We start from the raw sequence: 23,978 nt of genomic DNA on the forward strand, positions 1-23,978 counted from the left end.
CCGGCGCCTGGCAGGCGTTCGTGGCCGCCGCCGCGCGCGGCGAGTTCGGCGCCGTCTGACCCGGCCGCCTCCTTCGGAGCCCCGCCACCCCTGGAAGTCGCCCGGGAGTGGTGGGGCTCCGGCGCGTGCGGGGGCGAGTTCGGGTTTCCCCGCGCTTTTTGCTCTCAGTGAGAGCTAAAATCGAAGGTATGGACGACTCGGCACTCCCCGCCGACTTCGAAGGGCTGCTCGTCGGTATCAACCGGCTGGTGCGGCGCCGGCTGCGGCGCGGTGTGCCCGAGCCCCGGCTGCGGGGTGCGCAGGTCGAGCTGCTGCGGCTGGTCGGGGCCAGGCCCGGGCTGCGGGTCTCGGAGGCGGCGGAGGAGCTGCGGCTCGCCGGGAACTCGGTGTCGACGCTGGTCCGCCAGCTGGTGGGGCTGGGCATGCTGAGCCGCGAGCCCGACCCGCAGGACGGCCGGGCGGCGCTGCTCCGGGTCACCCCGGCCGCCGCCGCGCGGCTGCGCGCCTGGGAGGAGCGCCGCGCGGCCCTGCTGCGCGACCAGCTCGACCGGCTGTCGGACGAGGACCGGGCCTGCCTGGCGGCGGCGCTGCCCGCGCTGCGCAGGCTGGCCGCGAACCTGCACGAGGAGGAGGCGGCGCGATGACCGACCACATCGGCACGGGGACGGCCGACGCGGTGAGCTGTACCGGCCTGGTCTACAGCTTCGGCGGGGCGAGGGCGGTCGACGGCGTGGACCTCACGGTCGCCCCGGGGGAGGTGTTCGGGCTGCTCGGCCCCAACGGCGCGGGCAAGACGACGGCGATCAGGGCGATCACCACGCTGCTGCCCGTACCGGCCGGCATGGTCCGGGTCTTCGGGCACGACGTGGCGCGGGAGCGGATGGCCGTCCGGCGCCTGCTCGGGTACGTCCCGCAGCAGCTCTCCGCCGACGCCAACCTCACCGGGCGCGAGAACGTCGAACTCTTCGCCCGGGTCTACGACGTACCGCGCCGCGAACGGGCGCCCAGGATCGTCCAGGCGCTGGACGCGGTGGGGCTCGGTGACGCCGCCGACCGGATGGCGGGGACGTACTCCGGCGGCATGGTCCGCCGGCTGGAGCTGGCGCAGGCGCTGGTCAGCGCACCCCGGCTGCTGATCCTCGACGAGCCGACCATCGGGCTGGACCCGATCGCCCGGACCAGCGTCTGGGACCGCCTCACCGAGGTCCGGGCGGCCACCGGGATGACCGTCCTGGTCACCACCCACTACATGGACGAGGCGGACCAGTACTGCGACCGCCTCGCACTGATGCACCGGGGCCGGATCCGCGCCCTCGGCACACCGGCCCGGCTCAAGGCCGAACTGGCCGACCGGCGGGCGGAGTCCGCCGGGGCCGGTGCGGCGGACGGCCCGCCGCCCACCCTGGAGGACGTCTTCCGGCACTTCGCCGGCAGCGGCCTCACCGACGACCAGGCAGGAGGGGAGTTCCGCGATGTCCGCAACACCCGTCGCACCGCGTCCCGGGTCGGCTGAGACCCCGGCCGTTCCGTCCGTCGGCCTGCTCGGCACCCCGCCGAGGGTGCGCTCCGGCTGGCGGGTCCTGCCCGCCCGGGTCGGCGCGATGTGCGTGGTCGAACTCCAGAAGCTCCGGCACGACCGGACGGAGCTGTACACCAGGGCCGTCCAGCCGGCGCTCTGGCTGCTGATCTTCGGCGAGACCTTCACCCGGCTGCGGGTGATCCCGACCGAGGGGATCCCGTACCTCGACTACCTGGCCCCGGGGATCATCGCGCAGTCCGCGATGTTCATCGCGATCTTCTACGGGATCATGATCATCTGGGAGCGCGACTCGGGGGTGCTCGCCAAACTCCTGGTCACCCCCACCCCGCACGCCGCCCTGGTGGCCGGCAAGGCCTTCGCCGCCGGGGTGAAGTCGGTGATCCAGGCGGTCGTGGTGATCGTCATCGCCGCCGTGCTCGGCGTCGCGATGACCTGGAACCCGCTGCGGCTGCTCGGCGTGGTCGTGGTCGTGGTGCTCGGATCGGCCTTCTTCTCCTGCCTCTCGATGTCCATCGCCGGCATCGTCCTCACCCGCGACCGCCTGATGGGCATCGGCCAGGCCATCACCATGCCGCTGTTCTTCGCCTCCAACGCCCTCTACCCGGTCGCCGTGATGCCCGGCTGGCTCCAGGCCGTCAGCCTGGCCAACCCGCTCAGCTACCAGGTCGACGCGCTGCGCGGCCTGCTGCTCGGCACCCCCGCCCACCTCTGGCTGGACTTCGGCGTGCTCTGCCTCGCGGCCCTGGCCGGCATCGCCGCCGCCTCCGGCCTGATGGGCCGCCTCGCCCGCTGAACGCCCGGCCGGGCCGAGCGGCGCCCCCGCGAGGGGGGCGGCGCCCGGCCCGGCCCCGGCTCAGTGCAGGGTGCCCGCGTAGCGGCGGGTGAAGCGGGTGCCGGTGGCGGCGGTCACCGTCACGTCGTAGCGGCCCTGGTCGAGCGGCCAGGCGATGGTCGCCCGCCCGCCGGGGGCGACCCAGGCGGTCTGCGCCGTGCCCGCGAAGTCGTTCGGTGCGGCCGTGAACAGCACCTCCGTCTGCCCGTCGTTGGCCAGCTGGACGGTGACCGTCGCCCGGTCGGCGGCCGGAGCCGCGGAGACCGAGGGCACCGCCACGTCGTCCTGCGCCTGCGGCACCACCGAGCCGGCGAACCGGCGGACGAAGCCGTCCGGGCCGTGCACGGTGAAGTCGTAGCGGCCGTCGGTGGCGGCGGTGTCCCAGGTGTACGTGCGAGGGGTGCCGGGGGCGACCGTGAACGGCGTACCGGCGAACGCGAAGGCGATGTTCGGGTACACGGTGAAGGGGAACGCGACCGTGCCGCCGCTGGTCATGGTGCAGGTGACCACACCGGTGGCGCGGTCGACCGAGGCCTCCGCCCAGGGCCGGTACGGCAGCCTGCGGTGCGGCCGCGGACCGGTCTCCTGGACGGGCATCGACTGGGTGCCGCTCGCGGGCAGCGCCACGGCGGGCAGCTTGGTGCCGGCGTCCGCCCGGGCCATCAGGGCCGTGGTGTCCGGCAGTTGGGGTATCGAGTAGTCGGGGGCGGTGAAGTCGAAGCAACTGGTGAGGTCACCGCAGACGGCGCGGCGCCAGGCGGAGATGTTGGGCTCGGCGACCCCGGTGACCTGTTCGAGGAAGCGCAGCACCGACGTGTGGTCGAACACCTGGGAGTTGACGTAGCCGCCGCGCGACCAGGGGGAGGCCACCCAGAGCGGGACGCGGTTGCCCAGGCCGATGGCGCGACCCTGGGTGAACTCCTCGGGGGTGCCGGCCTCGGGCGTCGGCGGGACCATGTGGTCGAAGTAGCCGTCGTTCTCGTCGTACATGACCAGGAAGACGGTGTGCTGCCACACCGCCGGGTTCGACATCAGCGACTGGAGCGCGGTGTTGACCCAGTGCGCGCCGTAGGCCGGCCCGGCGTTGGGGTGCTCGGAGAACAGGTAGGGCGCGACCAGCCACGAGACGGTGGGCAGCGTGCCGTCCTTGCAGTGGGCGTCGAACGCGGCCGGATCGAACTTGGTCATCGCGTTGACGTACCGCGGGTCGGTGGCCGGGAAGTTGTGGAACTGCTTGAAGTAGGAGAGGGCGTTGTCGTCGTAGTCGCCGGTGCGGTCGTCCTTGCTGGGGTTGTGGTAGACCCGCCAGCTCACCCCCGCGGCCTGCAGCCGCTCGGCGTAGGTCGTCCAGTCGGCGACCGGGTTGTCCGTGACGGGCGTGTTGTCGATCCACGGGCCGGTGGTGCCGTCCCGGCCGGGGCCCGCGGTGCCCGTCCACAGGTAGAGCCGGTTGGGGTCGGTCGGCCCGGCGAGCGAGCAGAAGTACGCGTCGCAGAGCGTGAACGCGTCGGCCAGGGCGTACTGGTAGGGGATGTCGGCGCGGGTGAAGTAGCCCATCGCGCGCTCGCCCTTGGCGGCGATCCACTTGTTCATCGCGCCGTTGTTGATGGCCTGGTGGCCGGTGGCCCAGTCGTGGGCGAGGCCGCCGGCGTTCTGCGCGTTGTACTTGGCGGTGTCCATCCGGAACGGCAGCATGGCGCCGCCGTCGCTGCGCCCGGAGTCGGGCTGGCGGAAGACGTTGCCGCCGTCCGGGAACTGCAGGGCCTGCTTGTCGCCGAAGCCGCGGACACCGTTCAGGGTGCCGAAGTAGTGGTCGAAGCTGCGGTTCTCCTGCATCAGGATCACCACGTGCCGGACGTCCGCGACGGTGCCGGAGGTGCTCGTGGCGGCGGTGGCGGACTCGGCGGGCAGACCGATCAGGGCGGCGGCACCGGCCGCGGCGGTGGCGCCGACGAAGGTGCGGCGGGAGAGCTCGTTCATGGTGGGCCGGCCTCTCAGAGGGTGAAGGTGGCGACGGCGGCGGCCGTGTCGGAGGGCCACTCGTTGGCGGCGGTGGCCGGGTCGGCCTGCGGTCGGCCGGTGACCAGGGTGTGGGCCTCGACGAGGGTGAGCGGGCCGGCGAACTGCACCTGGTCGATCCGGTCCTGCGGCTCCGGCTTGGTGCCCCGGACCTTGCGGGTGGGCGACCAGGTGTCGCCCGGCAGGGCCGCCGGGTCGGGGTGCGCGCTGCGGAAGGCGTCGACCAGGCCGGCGGCCTGGAGCGCCACGGTGACGGGCCAGTTGAGCGGCCGACCGGTGGCCGCCGTCCAGTCCAGGTGCGAGGGGGAGGCGAGGCCGGCGCCCAGCAGCACCGGGACGCCGGTCGCGATGTCCGCCTTGACGGCCGCGGCCAGCGCCTTGGCCTGCTGGAGCCGGACGGAGGCGTTCTCCGCCGCCTCCACCTGGGCCGCGCTCTGCCCGTCCTGCACGGCGTACGGGCCGTAGCCGGTCTCGCTGAGGTGCGCCGCCCAGAACCGGACGCTCCGCCCGCCCGGCAGCTGCAGGGTCACGCCGGCGGCCGGCAGGGCCGAGGTCACCGGCGTGACGGCGGTGAGCGGGTAGCGGCTGAGGATGCCGACGCTGCCCGTGCTCTGGTAGGCGTACCAGCCGAGGGCGTCGGCCAGCGCCTGGGCGGCGGTGCCGGCGGTCTCCTGGAGGGCCAGCACGTCCAGGCCCTGGGTGAGGACGACCCGGAGCTGCTTCTCCAGCGCGTCGTTGACGTGGGTGCCCGCGTCCCACAGGCTCCAGGCGGCGGCCTTGAGCCGCAGCGGCGAGCCGGCGGCCCGCACCGGGACGAGGACGGTCACGGCGTCCGTGGCGCCCGCGCTGTCCTTGACGCCGACGACGACCTGGGCCGGGTGCGCGGGGGCGGTGGCGGGCGCGGTGCCGCCGACCGTCCCGTCCGCGGCGACGGAGAGCCAGGAGTCGCCGCCGATCCGGGAGAAGGTGGCGGTGCCGGTGGGGTTGCCCGCCGGGCGGGCCCAGAGCTTGCCGAGCTTCACGACGACCGCAGCGCCGGGCGCCACCGCGGTCGCGGTCAGCGCGTCCACGACCGCGTGCGGGCGGACGACGGTGGGCTTGGGGCGGAAGGTGAAGGGCGCGGTCTGCGCCAGGATGCCGTAGCCGTCCTTGGCGAGGAGGTAGGCGGTGTACGGGCCGCCGGTCAGCGCGGAGGTGTCCAGTTGCACGTCCCCCGAGGCGCCGGGGGTGTACTTCCACAGCAGGGACGACCCGGTGCCGGGCAGCCGGGTGCCGTCGTAGATGCCGACCCAGTTCTTGGCGTCGGGCGCGCCGGTGGTCCAGTGGAAGGTGAGCTTGTCGCCTTCGACCGGACTCGCGGGGGTGCTGAGGGTGAGGGTGCTGCCTGTGGCCACGGGGATCCTTCAGGTCAAGTTGGTTGTACAACTGGACCTATTGACCCGAGGCCTGCTGTAGTGCGCGTGAACGGAGGGTGACGAGCTGTCGGGAGCTGCCCCAACTCCCGTACCAGCAGAGGTTCTTGTGCGCACCACAGAAGTCGGGGAGCCGTGGGCGGGGATCCGAGGGGGCGGGCCGACGGGCGGTTCGGTGACCGGACGGCCTCAGTGGCTGCCGCGCAGGTTGAGCGCCACCACACCCACGACGATCAGGGCCAGGCCCAACCACTGGGCCCGGCCCAGGCTCTCGCCGAAGGCGAGCACGCCTATCCCGGCGACGGCCGCCGTGCCCGCACCGGACCACACGGCGTACGCGACGGAGACCGGGATGTGCTTCAGGGCCTGCCCGAGCAGGACGAAGGACAGCACGTAGCCGACCCCCACCCCGAGGCTCGGCCAGAGCCTGGTGAAGCCCTCGGTGAGTTTCAGGCAGCTGGTGGCGCAGACTTCGCTGACGATGGCGAAGCTCAGCAGGAGATAGGGCATGACCCGTCAAACCGCCCGGTCCGCCGCGAGCTTCCCCAGCAGGGCGAGGTCGGCCTGTTCCAGACTGTCGAGCAGGGTGATCCGGGGGGCGGCGCCGATCGGCACGGCCGAGGGGACGGCCAGCACGGCGCAGCCCGCCGCGTGGGCGGAGGCGACACCGGTCGGCGTGTCCTCCACCGCGACGCAGCTGGCCGGGTCGAGCCCGAGCAGGTCGGCGGCGGCGAGGTACGGGTCGGGGGCGGGCTTGGTGTGCTCGGTGTCCTCGGCGGCGAGGGTGACGGTGAACCACTCGGCGCCGATGCTGCCGAGCACCAGGTCCACCACCCGGCGGGGGGAGGCCGACACCAGGGCGGTCGGCACGGCCGCCGCGCGGAGTGCGGACAGCAGCGCGAGGGCGCCCGGCCGCGGGACGATCTCGGCCGCCACCTTGCCGGCGAAGCTGTCGCCGAGCCGCTCGACCAGCTCCGCCTCGGTGCGCGCGGTGCCGCTGCTGCGGGCCAGGTGGGCGGCGGTGTGCTCGACGGCGCGGCCGAGCACCTCGGGCAGGTCGCGGTCGGTGAGGACGAGGTCCAGCTCGGTGGCCAGCTCGGAGGCGGCCTGCCACCAGAGGTGTTCGGTGTCGACCAGGGTGCCGTCCATGTCGAACAGGACGGCGGCGGGCGGTGCCCAGGGCAGGGCGGACTCAGGCATGGCGGTACCTTTTTCGGGCGCTTCGAGTGGTGCGGGCGGTGCGGGCGGTGCGGGCGGTGCGGGCGGTGCGGGGTCGCGGCGGTCGTGGGCGGTGCGCGTGGAGCCGGTTGCGGCGGCCCGGGGGCTGCCGGCGCCGACGGCCGGCCGGCGCGGGCCGGCCGGGCTCCCGGGGCGAGGCTCTCAGACGGGGCGGCGGTCCACCAGGACGGGCCGCTCGGGGAGGGTGATCTCCGCGGTGCTGCCGAGCGGCAGGGCGGCCGCGGCCTCGGTCGGCACGTCGGTCTTCACCTCGGTGCCGTCCGCGAGCCGGACCGTCAGCCGGGTGACCGCGCCCAGGAAGGAGGCGCCGACGACCAGCGCCGGGCCGTTCTCGGCCGGGGTCAGGCCGACGTTCTCCGGCCGTACCAGCACGTGCAGTTCGCCGTCCGCGGGGATCTCGCCGTCCACCGGGTGGCGGCGGCCGAGCACCTCGACGCCGTCGCCCGCGCGCTCGCAGGGGATCCGGCTCATGGTGCCCACGAACTCCGCGACGAACGCGGTGGCCGGGCGGGCGTACAGCTCGGACGGCGTGGCGCACTGCTCCAGGCGCCCGGCGCGCAGCACGGCGACCCGGTCCGCCATCGACAGGGCCTCCTCCTGGTCGTGGGTGACGAACAGGGTGGTGATGCCCAGCTCCTGCTGGAGCCGGCGGATCTCCTCCCGCAGGCTCAGGCGGACCTTGGCGTCCAGCGCGGACAGCGGCTCGTCCAGCAGCAGCACGCGCGGCTCCAGCGCCAGCGCGCGGGCCAGCGCGATCCGCTGCTGCTGGCCGCCGGAGAGCTGGTGCGGGTAGCGGTCGGCGTGCTGCGGCAGGCCCACGAGCTCCAGGAGCTCCAGGGCGCGGGCGCGGCGCTTCGCCTTGGCCACGCCGCGCATCCGCATGCCGAAGGCGACGTTGTCGGCGGCCGTCAGGTGCGGGAAGAGGCTGTACGACTGGAACACCATGCCGGCGTCGCGCCGGTGCGCGGGGATCCGGGTGATGTCCTCGCCGTCCACCAGCACCTGGCCGCCGTCGTGCTGCTCGAAGCCGGCCAGGATCCGCAGTGCGGTGGTCTTGCCGCAGCCGGACGGGCCGAGCAGCGCCAGCAGCTCACCCGGGTGGACCGTGAGGTCCAGGCCGTCCAGCGCGGTGGTGGCGCCGAACGAGCGTCGCAGGGAACGGAATTCGACGGTCGCGCTGCCGGGCGCGAGCTGTGCGCCGGCAACGGGGGCGGTAACCGTGGTCATGAGGGTTTCTCGCTAACGGAGTCAGGGGCGGGCGGGCGTGCGGTGGCGACGCTCCCGGCCGGCGGCGGCCAGCAGGAGCAGCAGCACCCAGGTGATCAGCAGGCTGAGGACCGAGACCGCGACGGACATCTGGGCCTGGCTGTTGCCGACCGAGTAGATCCACACCGCGAACGGCTGGTAGCCCAGGATCGAGGCGGAGGTGAACTCGCCGAGCACCAGCGCCAGGGTCAGGAAGGACGCGTTCAGCAGCGCCCCGCGCAGGTTCGGCAGCACGACGGTGAACACCGCCCGCGGCCAGCTCGCCCCGCAGTTGCGGGCGGCCTCGACCAGCGTGCGGACGTCCACCGCGCGCAGGCCGGCGTCCAGCGCACGGTAGGCCAGCGGCAGCGACATCAGCACGTACGCGATCACCAGCACCAGCGGGAACTTCGGGTCCTGGACGAAGACGAAGGTCTGGAAGAACGGCGTGTCCATCAGGTAGTCCGGCCCCCAGCGCAGCACGCCGATCAGACCGGCGGTGAGCGCCACCGGCGGAACGACCAGCGGGAGCGTGCAGACCACTTCGAGCACCGGGCGCAGCTTCGGCGAGCCGAGCCGGACCGCGATCAGCGCCGGCACCAGCAGCAGCAGGACGACCAGCACGGTCACCACGGCCAGTTGCAGGGTGAGCCAGAGGCTGTCGGTGAAGCCCGGGGCGCTCAGCAGGCCGGTGTAGGCCTCGAAGGTGAAGCCCTTCGGGTCGTCGACGCTGAAGTAGACCGAGGCGGCCATCGGCAGCAGGAAGTAGGTGCCGGCGACCAGCAGGACGGCGCCGCGCCACAGGCGCAGCCTTGAGATCAGCTGAGCCATCGGGCACTCCGGCGCTGGAGGGGCAGGTACACGGCCATCACGAGGGCGGCCACCACGATCATGTCGAGACTGAGGGCGAGCGCGAGGTTGCCCTGGCCGACCAGCACGTTGCCGGACAGCGCGTCGGCGATCGAGCGGCTGATCAGCGGGACGGTCGCGCCGACCATCGCGGCGGCGGTCGCGTAGGCGGCGAAGGCGCTGCCGAACAGCAGCACGAAGCCGCCGAGCAGCGACGGGAAGAGGATCGGCAGGGCCACGTGACGCCAGTACTGCAGCGTGGTGGCCCGGTTGTTGTGCGCCGCCTCGCGCCACTGCACCCGCAGGCCGTCCAGCGCCGGGGTGATGCTGAGCACCATCAGCGGCACCAGGAAGTACAGGTAGACCACGGTCAGGCCGGTGAAGGAGTACAGGCTCCAGCCGTGGTCGGTGAGGTGCAGCAGCTTGGTGAGCTCGCCGGCGTTGCCGAGGGTGGCGACGAAGGCGAACGCGAGCGGCAGGCCGCCGAAGTTGGCGAGCACGCCGGAGGCGGAGAGCACGGCCTCGCGGACGGCCTTGTAGCGGGAGGTCACCACGGCCTGGGCGATCGGCAGGCCGATCACGGTGCCGAGCAGGGCGGTGAGGGCGGACAGCTTCACGCTGCTGAGCAGGGCCGTCCAGTAGGCGCCCTGCACCGAGGCGGTGAGGTTGTCGGTGGTGAACTGGCCGGCGCCGGTCTCGGCGTCGCTGGAGGCGGTGAAGGCGCCGATGGCGATCGCGACGGCGGGCAGGCCGAAGCTGATCGCGAAGAAGGCGAGCAGCGGGACGGTGGCCAGCCAGCCGCCGACCCGCGGGCGGCGGCGCCCGGGGGCGTGCCGGCCGGGCGTGCGCTGGGCGGGAACGGTGGGGGAGGTCGCTGAGGCGGTGCCGGTGACCCCCGCGCCGCCACTGTGGTCAGTGGCGGCGGGGGTCGGCGCCGGGGTGGGAGCCGTGGTCATGGTGGTGATCAGCCCGCGATCGCCTTGGTCCAGTTCTCGGTCACGACCTTCTTGGCCGCGGCGATCTGGTCCTGGGTCGGGAAGGTGGTGAAGGGCTTCTCGACGGCCGGCAGCTTGGCGGCGGCGGCGGCGTCGAGGGTGCCGTCCTTCTTCAGGGCGTCGAAGAGGGCCGGGGTGGCGTAGCCGCCGAGGAAGAGGTTCTGGCCCTCGGCGCTGAAGAGGTACTCCTGCCACAGGCGGGCGGCCGCCGGGTGCGGGGCCCACTTGTTGATCGCCTGGTTGTAGTACTGGGCGTAGCTGCCGTCGTTGGGGACGGAGACCTGCCAGTCGATGTTCTTGGCCTTGAACTCGTCGGTGTAGCCGGCGTTGAGGTACGACCAGTCGATGCTGATCGGGGTCTCGCCCTTCTCGATGGTCGCCGGGGTCGACTCGACCGGGTTGAAGTTGCCGGACTGCTTCAGCTTGCCGAAGAAGTCGATGCCGGGCTGGATGTTGTCCAGCGAACCGCCGTTGGCGAGCGCGGCCGCGTAGACGCCGCCGAAGGCGGAGCCGGACTTGGTCGGGTTGCCGTTCAGCGCGACCTGGCCCTTGTACTCGGGCTTGAGCAGGTCGGCGAAGGTCTTCGGGCAGTTGGCGATCTTCTTGGCGTCGCAGCCGATGGAGACGTAGCCGCCGTAGTCGTTGACGGCGAGCCCGGTGGACTCCTTCATGGTGTCCGCGATCTTGTCGAAGTTCGCGGTCTTGTAGGGGGCCAGCAGGCCGTCCTTGGCGGCGGACTGCGCGAAGGCGCTGCCGAGGTCCACGACGTCGGGGGCGCGGTCCTGGCCCTTGCGGGAGGTGATCGCGTTGATCTCGTCCTGGCTGGAGCCGTCCGGGTTCTCGTCCTCGATCTCGATGCCGTACTTGGCCTTGAACGAGTCCATGATCTTGCCGTAGTTCGCCCAGTCCCGGGGCAGCGTGATGACGTGCAGCTTCCCCTCCTTCTTGGCGGCCGCGACGAGCGCGTCCAGGCCGCCGAGGTCGGCGGCGGAGGTGGCGTCCTTCGCCTCCTTGGTGCCGGCCTTGGCGGCGTCGCCGGACTTCGCGGTCGAGCCCGCGGAGCCGCAGGCGGAGAGGGAGAGCGCGGCGGCGGTCAGAACGGCCGCGAAGGCGGCGGCACGGGCACGGTGCACGGTCACGAGTCAGTCTCCTGATCAGGGGGCGTACTGCGAGGGATGCGTTTCGAGAGTGGGGGCCGGCCCGGCTGGCCGTCCGGCTCAGGAAGCTGAGCCGGGCTGAGTTGACTAGCCAACTTTGCCGACGGGGGTAAGTACGCCGGAGTCCGGTGACGGGAAGGTGAACGGATGCCCGAGAACCGGGGGCGGCTGCGGGAACGGTCGAATCCGCTCGGCGGCCGGTGATCGGAATGGTGCGATGCTTCGAAGGCGCAACGGATAAGGTCAGCCTGTCCGCGCCGGTACGGCAGCGCAGGACACCGCCCCAGGAGGGACCTTGACTGACGTGGCACTCGAACCGGACCAGTCCGCACCCGGCCCGGCCGGAACCGAGCGCGGCGCCGCCCTCTACCGCAAGGTCGCCGCCGACCTCCGCGAGGCCATCACCACCGGCGCGTTCGGCGAGGCCGGGCGGCTGCCCGCCGAGGGCGCGCTGGCCGAGCAGTACGGCGTCTCGCGCGGCACCGTCCGCCAGGCGCTGGCCGTCCTGCGCTCGGACGGCCTGGTCACCTCGCGCCGCGGCACCCGCCGGGTGGTGCTCGGCAACGCCCGCGTGCAGAGCTTCTCCGAGCTGCTCAGCTTCACCCACTGGGCCCGCTCGATGGGCGAGGAGCCCGGCGGCATCCTGGACTCCCTCGTCCGCCGCCCGGCCGACGCCGCCGAACGCGAGCAACTGCGCCTGGAGCCCGGCGCCGAGGTGTACGCGACCGTCCGGCTGCGCACCCTGTCGGGCACGCCGGTGATGGTCGAACGGACGGTCTACCCCTCCCTGGTGGGCGAGCTGGTGGCGCAGCTGCCGGCCGACGTGGTCTCGCACACCGAGCAGCTGCGCGAGCACGGCATCCTCTTCACCGACGCCGACCACACCATCGACGTGGTCGCCGCCAACGCCGAGGACGCCCGCCTGCTGGGCTGCCGGCGCGGCAGCCCGCTGCTGCGCGAGCGCCGCCGCACCACCGACCCCACCGGCACGCCCGTGGAGTGGTCCCAGGACCGTTACCTGCCGGGCACGGTGGCCTTCAGCGTGCACAACTCGCTCGCCACCTCGGCCCTTTCGCGGCACGCGCGGGAGAGTGACTGAGCACAGGGCGCCGGCCCGGCCGGTCCGACGGGCCCCCGGCCGGCCGGGCGGCGCGGATCCCGCCGCCGCGCCGGCCGGTCGCTCCGGCGGGCGGGGATCAGTGCATCAGGGCGGCCAGCAGCGGCCGGAAGTGCTCGAAGCCGGGCGTGGCCGCGTCGGCGTACTTCGCCTCCTCGTCCCAGCGGCGGACCGCCACCGCGTCCCCGGCGCCCGGCAGCGCGGCGAAGGCGGCGGCCTCCTCCGGCGTCATCGGGCCGCCCTGCACCCCGAGGGTGTACTCGGAGGCCTCCGAGAGCCGCGCCCGGTAACCCGGCTCGGCCGTGCAGAGGTAGCGCTTGGCGGCCACGTGCAGCCGGACGGGCTCGGTGACCTCCGGGCCGAACCACCGCGCCAGCCAGTCGGCGCCGGTGTCGCTGTGCCGGTTGTCCCGGCCGGCCATCAGCTCCAGCCCGGTGCCCTCGAAGTGACCCACGTCGTGCAGCAGTGCGGCCGCGACCAGGTGGGCCGGCGCACCCGCGGCCTCGGCCAGCGCGCCCGCCTGCAGCATGTGCTCGGCCATCGTCACGGCCTCGCCCAGGTACTCGGCGGCGCCCTCGCCCTCGAAGTACCCGGCGATGGTGTCGAGCGCGGCGGTCCGGCGGTTGAGCACCGCCAGGGTGCTGGCCAGCGAGTCGAGGTCGGCGTAGCAGCCCTGGAGGTGGCGCGAGCCGCCGCCGGGGCCGGCCGGCTCGAAGGCCGTCCGGGCGTGCAGCAGGCGGACGTTGTCGAAGATCAGGCAGTCGCCGGGGCCGAGCCGGAACTCCAGCCGCAGTTCGGGGCGCAGGGTGACGGCGGCGAAGCGCCGGTACGCGGCGTAGAAGGCGTCCAGCTCGGCGGCGGGCAGCCGCAGGGTGCCGATCGAGCGGTTGTTGAAGCGCACCTCGCGGATCCGTCCGAGCGCGTCCAGCTCGATCAGCGGCCGGTCGGCCCGCAGTTCGGCGGTGCGGTCGCGGAAGGCGAAGGGCACGAGGGTGCGGGTCAGCACGGCGAAGGCCTCGGGCGCCTCCTCCCGCAGGACGGCGGCCGCGCGGAACCCGTCCACCAGGCCGGAGTCGCCGCCGACGGCCGAGTTGTCGAGGCAGTGCAGCAGTTGGAGGGTCGGCACCGGGTCGCGGTACGGGTTGTCGCTGTGCGGGGCGATGGCGGCGCTGGTGAAGGCCAGGTTGTTGGGGTCGGCCTCCACCCGGACGTCGAACAGCTCGCCGTAGTTGGTCTCCCGGACGTACCCGAAGGTCCGCACGACGGCGAGCACCTGGCCCTCGACGGCCGGCACCCCGCGCAGCACGGCGAAGCCGGAGCGCAGCACCGAGCCGAGCACCGCCGCGCGTTCCGCCGGGTCCGCCAGGTAGGCGTCCCAGTCGGCCTCGGGCAGGCCCGCGGCGAAGTCGGCGGCGGCCCACAACCGCTTGCCGTCCTCGCTGCGGCCGTCGTCGGCGCCCTCGGCGTCCAGCCACTCCAGCGGGTAGCGGGAGCGGTGGCCGTCGGACCAGAGCACCGCCAGGTGGCCGGCGCTCTCGTCCTGGTCTGTGATCGCCAGGTCGTCCGGCAGGTCGGTGATCTGGAACAGCTTCTGCCCGTTGCGCGGGTCGCGGCACCGGGTGCAGGGGCAGTTGTCGCGCAGCCAGTACGGCGACAGGGGGGTCAGCGGCATGCGGGTTCTCCTCCTCGGGCGATCGGACGGCCAAAGTTGTATAGCCAACTTTGCCGATGTCGACGACCCTGCCGGGTGCGGGTGAGGAGCCGGTGCCGCGGAGGTGAACGGTGCGGGAACAGTGCTCACGCGGAGCCGGGCGGGCGGCCGGGCCGGGCGGGCGGGCCTCCCGCCGAGGCGATCCGGTAACGATCATGCGGGCAATTGCCCCCGCGGACCCCCAAAGCGGGGATTTTCGACCTTGCCCGGACGGCTCGCAGCTGATGCGATCCGCCGATGGAACAGCCTGACCAGGAGCCGGCCGAGGCCGCCGCGCCCGCCGCCGACACCCCGGACGCCCCGGACACCCCGGATATCCCGGACGCCCCGGACGGCACCGCCCCCGACGACCGCGGTGTACCCGCCGGCCTCCGCCGACGCCGGTGGGTGGCCGCCCTCGTGGTGGTCGCCCTCGCCCTGGGCGGCTTCGGCTACGCCTTCGCCGACAACTTCGCCGCGCTCGGCGCCTACCGCTTCCAGGCCCCCGCGCAGTTCCGCGGGATGGCACTGGAGCCCGACTCGCCGCTCACCCTCGCCGTGCGCCGGCGCGCCCGGGAGGGCGCCGCCGACCCGTCCGCCTTCGGCACCGTCCACTCGTCCGAGGGCGAGCACCGGATGGTCATCGTGCAGGGCTACGAGCGGCACGCCTTCGTCCCGTCCCTGGACGAGAGCACGCGCGCGACCGGCGACGACGCGGAGTTCGCGACGGCCTTCACCGAGCGGCGGACGGTCGACCCCGGCGCCCGGGGCGGGGTGATGGAATGCGGACGCCTGGCGATGGACGAGGGCCTGGTGGCCGGCGTCTGCTTCTGGGCGGACGGCAGCATGACGGCCATGTACAGCGAGGTGGACGAGCTCGGCGGACCTCCGGAGGTCGAGGAGGTCGCCGCACACGCCCGGGAGATGCGGCTGCTGGCCGAGGTGCCCGCCTGACCGTCGCCGACCGGGCCGGCCACCCGGTCGCCGCCCGCGTCACCCGGACCCGGCGCCCTCGGGGCTGACGGTATGGGCGTGCGAGGCCGCCGCCGCCCCGTACGCCCCGGGCCGGATCCGGCGGCGGCGGGCCCGGGCGGCCAGGACGGAGAGCAGCACGCCCACCCCGCACGCGACGGTCAGCAGCAGGCAGGCCCGGGAGAGGCCCGCCGCCAAGGCGTCCGCCGTCCCCGCGCCGTCGGCGAGGTGTGACGCGCCGACGGACGCGTTCACCGTCGCCACGGCCGCGGTGAACGCGGCGGCGCCGATGTACCGGGCCATGTTCGAGATGCCGGACGCCGCACCGACGTCGTCCTCGGCCACCGACGAGGTGGACGCCGAACTCGCCGGCCCGTTGACGAGCCCGAGACCGGCGGCCAGCAGCACCAGCGGCAGGGCGAACGCCCCGTACCGCCAGTCGGCCTGCACCAGCACCAGCAGCGCGCAGCCGGCCGTCGCCGCCGCGAAACCGACCCCGATCACCGGCCCGACGCCCAGCCGCTTGACGGCCCGGGGCACCAGCGGGGTGACGGCGATCAGGCCCACGGTGGCGGGCAGCGTCGCCAGGCCCGCCTGGAAGGGGCTCAGCGCGAGCGTGGCGGGGTTCTGGAAGTAGAGGCTGACCAGGTACATCAGACCGTTGATCACTCCCGCGCTCAGCAGGATCGCCACCGTGGCGCCGATCAGCACCCGGTCGCGCAGTAGCCGCAGGTCCACCAGCGGCTCGTCGACCCGCCGCTCCACCATGACGAACGCCACGGCCGCCAGTACCGCCACCGCCAGGCAGCCCAGGACTCCCGCCGACGTCCAGCCCCAGTCCGAGCCCTCGCTCAGCGCGAGCAGCGCCGGGGCCAGGACCGCGGCGATCAGCACCGTCCCCGCGAAGTCGATCGACCGGCTGCGCTCGGGATCACGGGACTCGGCGATGCCGCCCAGCGTGACCGGGACGCACGCCACCGCGATCGCCGCGTCGATCCAGAACAGGCCCTGCCACCCGACGCCGTCCACCAGGAGGCCGCCGACCAGCGGCCCGACCGCCGCGCCCACCGCGGACGCGGCGCCCCACAGGGTCACGGCACGTACCCGCCCCTGCCCCGAGGTCGCCACCGACAGCAGGCTCATCCCGCACGCCAGGATCGTGGCCCCCGACGCACCCTGGACCGCCCGGCCCGCGATCACACCCGCGCCGCTGTCGGAGAGGGCGATCAGCACGCACGAGGCGATGAACAGTGCCAACCCGGAGAGGAAGACCAGCCGACGTCCGAAGACGTCGCCGAGGGCGCCCGAGGTGACGATCACGGCCGCGCCGACCAGCGAGTACCCGGTCACGGCCCACTGCAGGGTGTCCAGCGAGGTGCCGGTGTCCTCGCTGATCGCGGGCAGCAGGATGCTCACCGCGGAGGTGTTGGCGTTGACGATCAGGGTCGAGACGCAGGTAGCGGTCAGCAGGGCTGCGCCCGCCGGGCGACCGACCGCCTCATCGGGTACGGTTTGCTCCCTTTTGTCTGGCACCCCTGTAGGTTCGCACAGGCCCGGCCGGTTCGCAGCCCGGCGGGCGGGGAGTCCCGTTGACCTGCCGTCAGCCCGCCGGGGCGACAGCGGCCCGCCAGGCGCCGGCCGCCGCCGCCCGGGCGTCGTCCGCGGCGCCCGGGGCCGCGCCCACCGCCGTGCCCAGCGCGACCAGGCAGTCCTGGACGACGTCCAGCGACGCGGCCCGGCCGTAGTGGTTGACCCGCAGCATCCCGGCCGCCAGCGCGCCGCCGCCCGCCTGGACGGGCAGCGCGGGGTCCAGGCCGGCGGCCAGCGCGGCGGCGTCCAGGCCGGGCGGGGTCCGCAGGGTGGTGGCGACGGGGGCGGCGTGCTCGTCGGCGGCGACGAACGGGCTCAGGGTGCCCAGGGCCCGGACCCCGGCGCGGGTGGCGGCGGCCGCGGCGCGGTGCCGGGCGATGGTGGCGTCGAGGGTGTCGGCCGCGATCCGGTCGAGGCAGGCCTCCAGCGCCAGCATCTCCAACTGCGCCGGCGCGTGGGGGAGTACGGTCCGCCCGGCGTCCGTCCAGCGGGCCTTCCAGTCCAGCAGCGAGAGGTAGGAGCTGCGGGGCGCGGCCGGGTTGGCGGCGATCCGCTCCCAGGCGCGGTCGCTGACCGAGACGGCGGAGACCCCGGCGGGGCCGCCCATCGCCTTCTGCCCGCCGATCACGCAGAGATCGACGCCCCAGGCGTCGGTCAGCAGCGGCTCGGCCGCCACCGAGGCGACCGCGTCGAGCATCAGCAGGGCGCCGTGCTCCCGCACCACGGCGGCGATCTCCGCGACCGGATTGGTGTTGCCGGTGGCGGCCTCGGCGTGCACCAGCGAGACGAAGTCGATCTCCGGGTGGGCCCGCAGGGCCCGCGCGACCTGCTCGGCGGAGACCGCGGAGTCGAAGGGCACGGCCAGGTCGACGACCTCGGCGCCGCAGTCGCGCAGCCAGTTGCCGAAGGTCTGCCCGTACGGGCCGGTGACGACGTTGAGCGCGGTGCTGCCCGGGTGCGCGGCGCCGCGGATGGCGGCCTCCAGCGGCAGCAGCGCCTCACCCTGGGTGATGATCACGTCGGCCGCGGTGTGCAGCAGCGCCGCCACCTTGTCCTCGATCGCGGCGAACTGCGCGGCGCCGAGCGGGGGGAGGTCGAGGAAGGGGCTCACGGGCCGGCCTTTCGCTGGTTCTGGTGCCGTGCTGCTGTGCGGGCCCGCCTTCGCCGCGGCCGCCGCACCGCCGGGCCGCCCACCGGGCGGACGGCTGTGCACGGAGGACCGGGAACGGGCGGGCTCCGGCGCCCAGTCTGCCCTATCGCCCGCCCCCGGCCGGGCCGGACCCGTCGGTAGAGTGCGGGGCATGAGCGACGCTGGGGTGCTGCACATCAGGGGCCGGGTGCTGGTCGGCCCGGAGGACGTCCGGGACGAACTCTGGGTGGTCGGCGGGCGGGTGACCTTCGCGCGGCCGGCCGCCGCGACCGAGGTCAGGACCGTCACCGGCTGGGTGCTGCCCGGCCTGGTGGACGCGCACTGCCACGTCGGGCTGGACGCGCACGGCGCGGTGGACGAGGCGACCAGCGAGAAGCAGGCGCTCACCGACCGGGACGCCGGCACCCTGCTGATCCGCGACGCCGGGTCGGCCGCCGACACCCGCTGGATCGACGACCGCGAGGACCTGCCCCGGATCATCCGGGCCGGCCGGCACATCGCCCGGACCCGGCGCTACATCCGCAACTACGCCCACGAGATCGAGCCGGGCGACCTGACCGCGTACGTCCGCGCGGAGGCCCGGCGCGGCGACGGCTGGGTCAAGCTGGTCGGCGACTGGATCGACCGCGAGCGCGGCGACCTGGCGGCCTGCTGGCCGGGCGACGCGCTGGCCGAGGCGATCGCGGCGGCGCACGAGGAGGGGGCGCGGGTCACCGCGCACTGCTTCGCCGCCGAGTCGCTCCCCGACCTGCTGGCCGCCGGCATCGACTGCGTCGAGCACGCCACGGGCCTGACCGAGGAGTTGATCCCGCGGTTCGCCGAGCGCGGCGTGGCGATCGTCCCGACGCTGGTCAACATCGCGACCTTCCCGAAGCTCGCCCTGGGCGGCGAGCAGCGGTTCCCGGCCTGGTCCGCGCACATGCGCCGGCTGCACGAGCGCCGCTACGACACGGTCGGCGCGGCGCACGACGCCGGGATCCCGGTCTTCGTCGGCACCGACGCCGGCGGCTCCCTCGCGCACGGCCTGGTCGCGCAGGAGGTCGCCGAGCTGGTCAAGGCCGGCCTCTCGCCCACCGAGGCGCTGTCGGCCGCCAGTTGGGCCGCCCGGGCCTGGCTGGGCCGGGACGGGCTGACCGAGGGCGCGCCCGCCGACCTGGTGGTGTACGCCGAGGACCCGCGCGCCGACGTCCGGGTGCTGGCGGACCCGCGGCTGGTGGTGCTGCGCGGGCGCCCGGTCGGCTGACCGGGCCGTCCGGGCGGGGGCCCTGAGCCGGTACGGCCCGGTGGGGGCGGCGAACGCTGGGCCGATAGGGTGGTGACCATGGCACCGCGTCCCCTGAACGAGATCGTCGAGCCCGGCTGGGCCACCGCGTTGCAGCCGGTGGCGGGGCAGGTGGCCGCCATGGGCGACTTCCTGCGCACCGAGATCGCCGCCGGCCGCACCTACCTGCCCTCCGGGCCGAACGTGCTGCGCGCCTTCCAGCAGCCCTTCGACGCGGTACGGGTGCTGATCGTCGGACAGGACCCGTACCCCACCCCGGGGCACGCGGTGGGCCTCTCCTTCTCGGTGGCGCCGGAGGTCCGGCCGATCCCGGCCAGCCTGGTCAACATCTACCAGGAGTACGGCCAGGACCTCGGCCTGCCCCAGCCGTCCAACGGCGACCTCACCCCGTGGACGCAGCAGGGCGTCCTGCTGCTGAACCGCGCCCTCACCACCGCGCCGCGCAAGCCGGCCGCGCACCGGGGCAAGGGCTGGGAGGAGGTCACCGAGCAGGCGATCAAGGCGCTGGTGGCCCGCGGCGGCCCGCTGGTGGCGATCCTCTGGGGGCGGGACGCCCGCAACCTGCGACCGTTGCTCGGGCAGGTGCCCGCGGTGGAGTCGGCGCACCCGAGCCCGTACTCGGCGAACTCGGGCTTCTTCGGCTCGCGTCCGTTCAGCCGGGCCAACGAACTGCTGGTGCAGCAGGGCGCGCAGCCGGTGGACTGGCGCCTGCCGTAGCCACGAGCCACGAGCCTGCCCTCGGAGGTCTCGCCGGCGAGGAACACGGCGCGGCCGTAACGGCCCGTCGCCGGCGGGGAGTCGAGCCCCGGACTCGCTGATTCGAGGGTACGTGCGGTCGCCCGGAACCTACAGTGACCGCATGGGTTTTCAGGCTGACTCCGCGGAAGGGGTCTACCGCTACGCCTTCCGCCGGGACGGTCGTGACAGCTCGCTCAGCGACGGATTCGGCTGGACGATCCTGTTGCTCGGCGACAGCGGTGACGCGACCAGGGAGTTCCTGCTGCACTACGGCGCGGAGCTCAGTGCGCGCAGTGCTCACCGGGTGCGGTTCGCGTTCTTCTCGGGGGCTCGGCGCGAACACATCGAGGACGTCGTCATGGGCGGGCGCCCCGGCGTTCCCCTGGTACGCCGCTTCTTCGACCTGCTGCAGCAGAGCCTGCCCCCGGAGTCATGGCGCCGGGCGCCCCTCGACTGGGAGGCGGAGGACTGGCGCGACCTGCGCCCCCCGGTCTTCCGCCCCTTCGCCGGCGCGCACGAGATCGAACTGCACTTCGACGACTTCGCCGCGCTGCTGAGGAGGGCCATCCCGGGAACCGACGAGTCGTGGAAGCTCGCCCAGACGCTGGGCATCGGTCGCCAGGTCCCCTGTCTCCTGCTGTTCACCGATCTGGGCGCCCGCCGGTTCCACGTCCTGCCGTTCGGCGACCGGTCCGCGGACGAGGTCTACGATCGAGTGCGGGGGTGGATCGACGACTTCTACGCGCTCAACCGCGAGGCGCTGGAACACTGGTCCTCGATCGAGGAGCAGATCCGTTCCCACGCCGCGCAGGCGCGCGTGGCCCTGGAAACCATCCGGAACTGGCCCGCCGAGCGGCGGCGTCAGTGGCTGGCGCTGAGCCTGCTGACCGAAGCCGCACGGGCGGCGCGGGAGAACCCGGACGCCGCCTTGGGTCAGCTCACGACGGTGACGGACTCGGGGGACGTGCCCTGGGCCTTCACCCGAGAGTTACACCCCCTCGGTGTGAGTGCCGAAGGGCTGCGCGCACGCGAGCGGCAGGCGGCCCAGCTGACGGACCGTGTCGAGCGGCTCCGGGCAGCCCGCGAGCCCGGGCACATCGCCTGGTTACTTCAGGAGCTGGCAGAGGAGAGACTCGGGTTCCGCCTTGAGGCGGCGAGCTCGACCAGGATCGCGGAGTCCGCCGTCCTGTGGACCGGCCGACGTCCGGTGCACCCCCGGACGGAGCTGTTCCGCTGGTGGCGCGGCCCCTCGGGGAACCTGTGCTCGAAGCGGGCGTTCGACCGTCTGCGCTACGGGTGGCGGAGCGTCTGTGGCCGGACGCAGCCCGTGGGCGAGCCGCTCAGCGTGGGCGCCGCACGCGACTACGCGGCACTGTGGGCGATCCTCGGCGCGTGCCCCCTGGGGGCGGACGCCTCGGTGACGGCGGATCAGGTGCTGGCCGGCCTCGCAGGCCACTACGGTGTCGAGCATGCGTCCCCGGAATGGCTCGCCTCCGCGGCGGGCCTGCACGCCCATCTCAAGGCGGGGATCCGGCAGGCCCAGCAGGAGGCGCCCGGGTGGCTGCTCGACATCTCGCCGCCCCTGACGATCGGAGCCTGCATGCTGCGAGGCGGCTCCCTGGACCAGGACGGCCCAGAGAAGGCGCTCGCCGGCCTCCCCCGCCTGGCCGCCGCGGTGGCCGAGCGGGCCGAGGATCTCCGCCGGCACGCGGACCTGACCTGGGGGCCGGTGGCCCATCTGCGCCATCGCGACCTCGTCGTCGCCGCTCTGCAGGACGACATCGACCGCAGGACCGTCCCGCCGCAGGAGCGGGCCGCCCTGAACGCGCGGGTGTGTGAGGGACTCGATGCCGGCCGGACCAGGGTCCGGGCCGAGATCGAGAACGGCACCGCCCAAGGACTCGGCGCGCGTTCGGACATCGCGCGTCTGGAGCGGAACGCCGAGGTCGCAGCCCGACTCGAAGCGACACTGCGGGAGTACGACGCGGTGGTGCGCACGATTCAGCACCCGCACACGCGCGACCCATGGGTCGTTGCACTGCCCCTCCCGCGCCATCTGGACCGCACCGTCGGGCTGGGCGACGAGGACGACTCCCGGAATCCGGTCGCGAGGGCGAGCGCGGAGGTCGATCGCCTGCGGGAGGACACCCGCAAGGCGCTGGCGGAGTACGAGCGGGCTGCGGACGCCGGTGCTCGGTGGGACCCGGAGGTGCGTTTCGCGGAGGTCTTCGCCCAGGTCGTGCCGGCAGCGCGCGCCGAGGCGGTGCTCCAGCCCTTCGACGGGGCGTCGCTGCACGAGAAGGTGCTGAGGGCGGGCCGGGAGCGGCGTCTGACGGACGTGCTGGCCGGGCTCGCGCGGCACGAGATGGTCGCCCTGGCCGAGAACGCCCGGCCTGCCGGCTCCGGGCAACCGGGCCTGCGCTCCGCAGGGGCCGTCACGCCGGGGGCGGTGCTCACCCTGTTCGGCCTGCCGGCGCCCCCGCGCGTGTTCGTCTCCTACGCGCACGAGGACGACGGCGGCGCTCACACGGGGCGGGTACGGGAGCTGTGGGAACTGCTGCGTCGCCACGGCGTCGACGCGCGCCTGGACCTGCCGGCCGCCGAGCAGCCCCGGGACTGGCCGGTGTGGATGCGCGAGCAGTACCGGTCGGCCGACTTCGTGGTCGTCATCGGTTCCCCCGCGTACCGGCGGCGCGCCCACGGCGAGGAGGACCCCGGCGTGGGCCACGGCGTGGCGTGGGAGGCCGGCTACCTCCGCAGTGAGGTCTACGAGCACCCCCACGACTGGCACCGCCGCATCCTGAAGGTCCTGCTCCCCGGCGGCGACCCCGCCGACTTTCCCGACTTCCTGGGCGGCCGGACCGTCACCCACTACCCCCTTGCCGCACTCGACGGAGCCGGCATCGAGAGGCTGCTGCGCTACCTCACCGGCAAGCCCCACGAGAGCACGCCGCCCATCGGCCCGCCCCCGTTCCTTCCGCCCCGCCCCGCGCGGTGATTCCAGCCGCCCGGCGGTGCGTACTCGATGGGGTGCGGTCGCCGCCCGGTCAGCTTCCGGCGTCAACCTCACTCGAAGGAGTGAACTGACGCTCCGTGGTGCTCATGTGACGGATTGTTCGAAGAGGATGGCGGCAGTCGAGAGCGACGGCCTTCCCCCGGTTCGGTGCGGAGCATTCCCGCGCACGGGGTGACATCGGTGGCGCGCTCTCTCCCGTTCGCCATGTGTGGGGGTTCCTCCTTTGCTGTCCTCTTCTCTCCGCGTCGCCGCCGCCACCCTGGTCCTCGCGGCCACCGTGCTGCCCGCCTCCGCCGCCCGGGCGGCCGGGCCGGAGGCCGTCTCCGGGGCCGGCGGGCCCGGTGCGAGCGGCGGCCCGACGGCCGGCAGGGCCCGCGCGGTCACGGCCGAAGTCGACCTGGACGTCAGCCTGTTGAACAAGACCGTGGACGTTCCGGTGAACATCTCGCTGAACAAGGTGGAGAGCCCGGCGCAGCGCGACGGCGCCGTGCTGACCGCCGAGGTCGACGGAGTCGAGCAGCAGGGCCCGGTCACCCTGGTGAAGGCCGACGTCGGCAGGTCCGTCACGAAGGTCGACGCCCAGGGGGCGTCCGCCTCGGTCAAGCTGGTCAACGCCGACGTCCACGCGCCCGGGCTGCCGCTCACCGCCCTGCTCGGCCTGGAGGCGCTCAGCTCGGAGGTCACCTGCCCCGTCGACGGGCCGCCCACCGCGGACGTCACCGCGCCGGCGAAGCTCACCGTGCTCGGCAAGCCCGTCGCGGTCGGCCTCTACGCGCCGACCACGGTGGAGGTGCCCGCGATCGGCAGCGTCTCGGTGGAGTTCTCCAAGCACAGCACCACCAGCAGCACGGCCGCCGCCTCGGCGCTGGAGGTCCAGATCGAGATCAATCCGCTGAACCTCAACGTGGCCAAGGTCAGCGGCAGGATCACGGTCGCCTCGGTGAGCTGCGAGAAGCCCGTCGCCGCCCCCGCCTCGTCCCCGGCCGCACCCGCCTCCGCCGCACCCACCTCGGCCGCCGCCGTGCGGGCCGCGGACCGGCCGGCCGGCACCGGCAAGGCGGTGCCGCAGGCCGGCGCCGAGGCCGGCGGGCGCCTCGCCGCCACCGGGGGCGGCGGCACCGCCCCGCTGGCGGCC

Annotated in this window: 20 protein-coding genes; 9 read left to right on the forward strand and 11 right to left on the reverse strand. The window is 74.1% G+C overall.

What is annotated here, in order from left to right:
* Nucleotides 1–188: 188 nt before the first annotated feature.
* Genes ACFTWP_RS33720 through ACFTWP_RS33730 form a run of 3 tightly spaced genes read left to right on the forward strand, consistent with a single transcriptional unit; the run spans nucleotide 189 to nucleotide 2,333 of the window.
* Entirely contained in the window at nucleotides 189–644 is a 456-nt protein-coding gene (locus tag ACFTWP_RS33720; RefSeq protein ID WP_380268795.1) for a MarR family winged helix-turn-helix transcriptional regulator, read from the forward strand.
* Nucleotides 641–1,513, forward strand: a complete 873-nt coding sequence (locus ACFTWP_RS33725; RefSeq protein ID WP_380268796.1) for an ABC transporter ATP-binding protein — start codon at nucleotides 641–643, stop codon at nucleotides 1,511–1,513. Before ACFTWP_RS33720 ends, ACFTWP_RS33725 begins: the two co-directional genes overlap by 4 nt.
* Nucleotides 1,473–2,333, forward strand: coding sequence for an ABC transporter permease (locus tag ACFTWP_RS33730; protein WP_380268797.1), 861 nt, complete (start codon nucleotides 1,473–1,475; stop codon nucleotides 2,331–2,333). The genes ACFTWP_RS33725 and ACFTWP_RS33730 overlap by 41 nt, the downstream gene beginning before the upstream one ends.
* 60 nt (nucleotides 2,334–2,393) lie before the next feature.
* Here the strand turns inward: ACFTWP_RS33730 and ACFTWP_RS33735 are convergent, their stop codons facing one another.
* The 8 genes from ACFTWP_RS33735 to ACFTWP_RS33770 all read right to left on the reverse strand — a co-directional run bounded on the left by ACFTWP_RS33735 (nucleotide 2,394) and on the right by ACFTWP_RS33770 (nucleotide 11,270).
* Nucleotides 2,394–4,352 carry a phosphocholine-specific phospholipase C gene (locus ACFTWP_RS33735; protein WP_380268798.1) on the reverse strand — a complete coding sequence of 653 codons (1,959 nt, stop codon included), beginning with the start codon at nucleotides 4,350–4,352 and terminating at the stop codon, nucleotides 2,394–2,396.
* Nucleotides 4,353–4,366: 14 nt separating this feature from the next.
* Nucleotides 4,367–5,785, reverse strand: a complete 1,419-nt coding sequence (locus ACFTWP_RS33740; protein WP_380268799.1) for an endonuclease/exonuclease/phosphatase family protein — start codon at nucleotides 5,783–5,785, stop codon at nucleotides 4,367–4,369.
* Nucleotides 5,786–5,992: 207 nt separating this feature from the next.
* Nucleotides 5,993–6,313 (reverse strand): DMT family transporter, encoded by a 321-nt coding sequence (locus ACFTWP_RS33745; RefSeq protein ID WP_380268800.1) that lies wholly within the window; start codon nucleotides 6,311–6,313, stop codon nucleotides 5,993–5,995.
* A 6-nt stretch (nucleotides 6,314–6,319) separates the two neighbouring features.
* Nucleotides 6,320–7,003 (reverse strand): HAD family hydrolase, encoded by a 684-nt coding sequence (locus ACFTWP_RS33750; protein WP_380268801.1) that lies wholly within the window; start codon nucleotides 7,001–7,003, stop codon nucleotides 6,320–6,322.
* Between the two features lie 180 nt (nucleotides 7,004–7,183).
* The gene (locus ACFTWP_RS33755; RefSeq protein ID WP_380268802.1) at nucleotides 7,184–8,269 is read right to left on the reverse strand and encodes an ABC transporter ATP-binding protein; all 1,086 of its coding nucleotides are present in this window, start codon (nucleotides 8,267–8,269) and stop codon (nucleotides 7,184–7,186) included.
* Nucleotides 8,270–8,290: 21 nt separating this feature from the next.
* Nucleotides 8,291–9,118 (reverse strand): ABC transporter permease, encoded by an 828-nt coding sequence (locus ACFTWP_RS33760; RefSeq protein WP_380268803.1) that lies wholly within the window; start codon nucleotides 9,116–9,118, stop codon nucleotides 8,291–8,293.
* Nucleotides 9,106–10,092, reverse strand: a complete 987-nt coding sequence (locus ACFTWP_RS33765) for an ABC transporter permease (protein ID WP_380268804.1) — start codon at nucleotides 10,090–10,092, stop codon at nucleotides 9,106–9,108. Before ACFTWP_RS33765 ends, ACFTWP_RS33760 begins: the two co-directional genes overlap by 13 nt.
* Nucleotides 10,093–10,100: 8 nt before the next feature.
* A complete protein-coding gene (locus ACFTWP_RS33770) occupies nucleotides 10,101–11,270 on the reverse strand; it encodes an ABC transporter substrate-binding protein (RefSeq protein WP_380268805.1) in 1,170 nt (389 codons plus the stop codon).
* 322 nt (nucleotides 11,271–11,592) lie between these two features.
* Here ACFTWP_RS33770 and ACFTWP_RS33775 point away from each other — a divergent pair, with 322 nt between their 5' ends.
* Nucleotides 11,593–12,387 carry a GntR family transcriptional regulator gene (locus ACFTWP_RS33775; RefSeq protein ID WP_380268820.1) on the forward strand — a complete coding sequence of 265 codons (795 nt, stop codon included), beginning with the start codon at nucleotides 11,593–11,595 and terminating at the stop codon, nucleotides 12,385–12,387.
* 97 nt (nucleotides 12,388–12,484) lie between these two features.
* Here the strand turns inward: ACFTWP_RS33775 and ACFTWP_RS33780 are convergent, their stop codons facing one another.
* Entirely contained in the window at nucleotides 12,485–14,077 is a 1,593-nt protein-coding gene (locus tag ACFTWP_RS33780; RefSeq protein ID WP_380268806.1) for a TauD/TfdA family dioxygenase, read from the reverse strand.
* A 276-nt stretch (nucleotides 14,078–14,353) separates the two neighbouring features.
* On the opposite strand from ACFTWP_RS33780, the gene ACFTWP_RS33785 reads away from it, so the two are divergent.
* On the forward strand, nucleotides 14,354–15,049 hold the full coding sequence (locus ACFTWP_RS33785) for a hypothetical protein (RefSeq protein ID WP_380268807.1): 696 nt from the start codon (nucleotides 14,354–14,356) through the stop codon (nucleotides 15,047–15,049).
* A 39-nt stretch (nucleotides 15,050–15,088) separates the two neighbouring features.
* Here ACFTWP_RS33785 and ACFTWP_RS33790 read toward each other — a convergent pair whose 3' ends face one another.
* Together ACFTWP_RS33790 and ACFTWP_RS33795 are read right to left on the reverse strand one after the other, a co-directional pair.
* Nucleotides 15,089–16,600 (reverse strand): MFS transporter, encoded by a 1,512-nt coding sequence (locus ACFTWP_RS33790; protein ID WP_380268808.1) that lies wholly within the window; start codon nucleotides 16,598–16,600, stop codon nucleotides 15,089–15,091.
* 67 nt (nucleotides 16,601–16,667) lie between these two features.
* A complete protein-coding gene (locus tag ACFTWP_RS33795; RefSeq protein WP_380268809.1) occupies nucleotides 16,668–17,768 on the reverse strand; it encodes a pyridoxal-phosphate-dependent aminotransferase family protein in 1,101 nt (366 codons plus the stop codon).
* A gap of 190 nt (nucleotides 17,769–17,958) precedes the next feature.
* Between ACFTWP_RS33795 and ACFTWP_RS33800 the strand changes: the two genes are divergently transcribed.
* From ACFTWP_RS33800 to ACFTWP_RS33815, 4 genes are all read left to right on the forward strand, one after another.
* Nucleotides 17,959–19,050, forward strand: a complete 1,092-nt coding sequence (locus ACFTWP_RS33800; protein WP_380268810.1) for an amidohydrolase family protein — start codon at nucleotides 17,959–17,961, stop codon at nucleotides 19,048–19,050.
* Between the two features lie 78 nt (nucleotides 19,051–19,128).
* Entirely contained in the window at nucleotides 19,129–19,806 is a 678-nt protein-coding gene (locus tag ACFTWP_RS33805; RefSeq protein ID WP_380268811.1) for a uracil-DNA glycosylase, read from the forward strand.
* Between the two features lie 142 nt (nucleotides 19,807–19,948).
* A complete protein-coding gene (locus ACFTWP_RS33810; protein ID WP_380268812.1) occupies nucleotides 19,949–22,825 on the forward strand; it encodes a TIR domain-containing protein in 2,877 nt (958 codons plus the stop codon).
* A gap of 241 nt (nucleotides 22,826–23,066) precedes the next feature.
* The coding region (locus ACFTWP_RS33815) for an SCO1860 family LAETG-anchored protein (protein ID WP_380268813.1) at nucleotides 23,067–23,978 on the forward strand (912 nt) is incomplete at its 3' end.

It is taken from the genome of Kitasatospora sp. NPDC057015 (genome assembly GCF_042673745.1).
GTDB lineage: Bacteria > Actinomycetota > Actinomycetes > Streptomycetales > Streptomycetaceae > Kitasatospora.

Excerpts from the sequence above, each read along its gene's own strand:
- ACFTWP_RS33735 (WP_380268798.1), bottom strand. The coding sequence starts at position 4,352 with ATGAACGAGCTCTCCCGCCGCACCTTCGTCGGCGCCACCGCCGCGGCC.
- ACFTWP_RS33730 (WP_380268797.1), top strand. The coding sequence starts at position 1,473 with ATGTCCGCAACACCCGTCGCACCGCGTCCCGGGTCGGCTGAGACCCCG.
- ACFTWP_RS33755 (WP_380268802.1), bottom strand. The coding sequence starts at position 8,269 with ATGACCACGGTTACCGCCCCCGTTGCCGGCGCACAGCTCGCGCCCGGC.
- ACFTWP_RS33805 (WP_380268811.1), top strand. The coding sequence starts at position 19,129 with ATGGCACCGCGTCCCCTGAACGAGATCGTCGAGCCCGGCTGGGCCACC.
- ACFTWP_RS33720 (WP_380268795.1), top strand. The coding sequence starts at position 189 with ATGGACGACTCGGCACTCCCCGCCGACTTCGAAGGGCTGCTCGTCGGT.
- ACFTWP_RS33810 (WP_380268812.1), top strand. The coding sequence starts at position 19,949 with ATGGGTTTTCAGGCTGACTCCGCGGAAGGGGTCTACCGCTACGCCTTC.
- ACFTWP_RS33745 (WP_380268800.1), bottom strand. The coding sequence starts at position 6,313 with ATGCCCTATCTCCTGCTGAGCTTCGCCATCGTCAGCGAAGTCTGCGCC.
- ACFTWP_RS33725 (WP_380268796.1), top strand. The coding sequence starts at position 641 with ATGACCGACCACATCGGCACGGGGACGGCCGACGCGGTGAGCTGTACC.
- ACFTWP_RS33800 (WP_380268810.1), top strand. The coding sequence starts at position 17,959 with ATGAGCGACGCTGGGGTGCTGCACATCAGGGGCCGGGTGCTGGTCGGC.
- ACFTWP_RS33780 (WP_380268806.1), bottom strand. The coding sequence starts at position 14,077 with ATGCCGCTGACCCCCCTGTCGCCGTACTGGCTGCGCGACAACTGCCCC.
- ACFTWP_RS33750 (WP_380268801.1), bottom strand. The coding sequence starts at position 7,003 with ATGCCTGAGTCCGCCCTGCCCTGGGCACCGCCCGCCGCCGTCCTGTTC.
- ACFTWP_RS33760 (WP_380268803.1), bottom strand. The coding sequence starts at position 9,118 with ATGGCTCAGCTGATCTCAAGGCTGCGCCTGTGGCGCGGCGCCGTCCTG.
- ACFTWP_RS33785 (WP_380268807.1), top strand. The coding sequence starts at position 14,354 with ATGGAACAGCCTGACCAGGAGCCGGCCGAGGCCGCCGCGCCCGCCGCC.
- ACFTWP_RS33765 (WP_380268804.1), bottom strand. The coding sequence starts at position 10,092 with ATGACCACGGCTCCCACCCCGGCGCCGACCCCCGCCGCCACTGACCAC.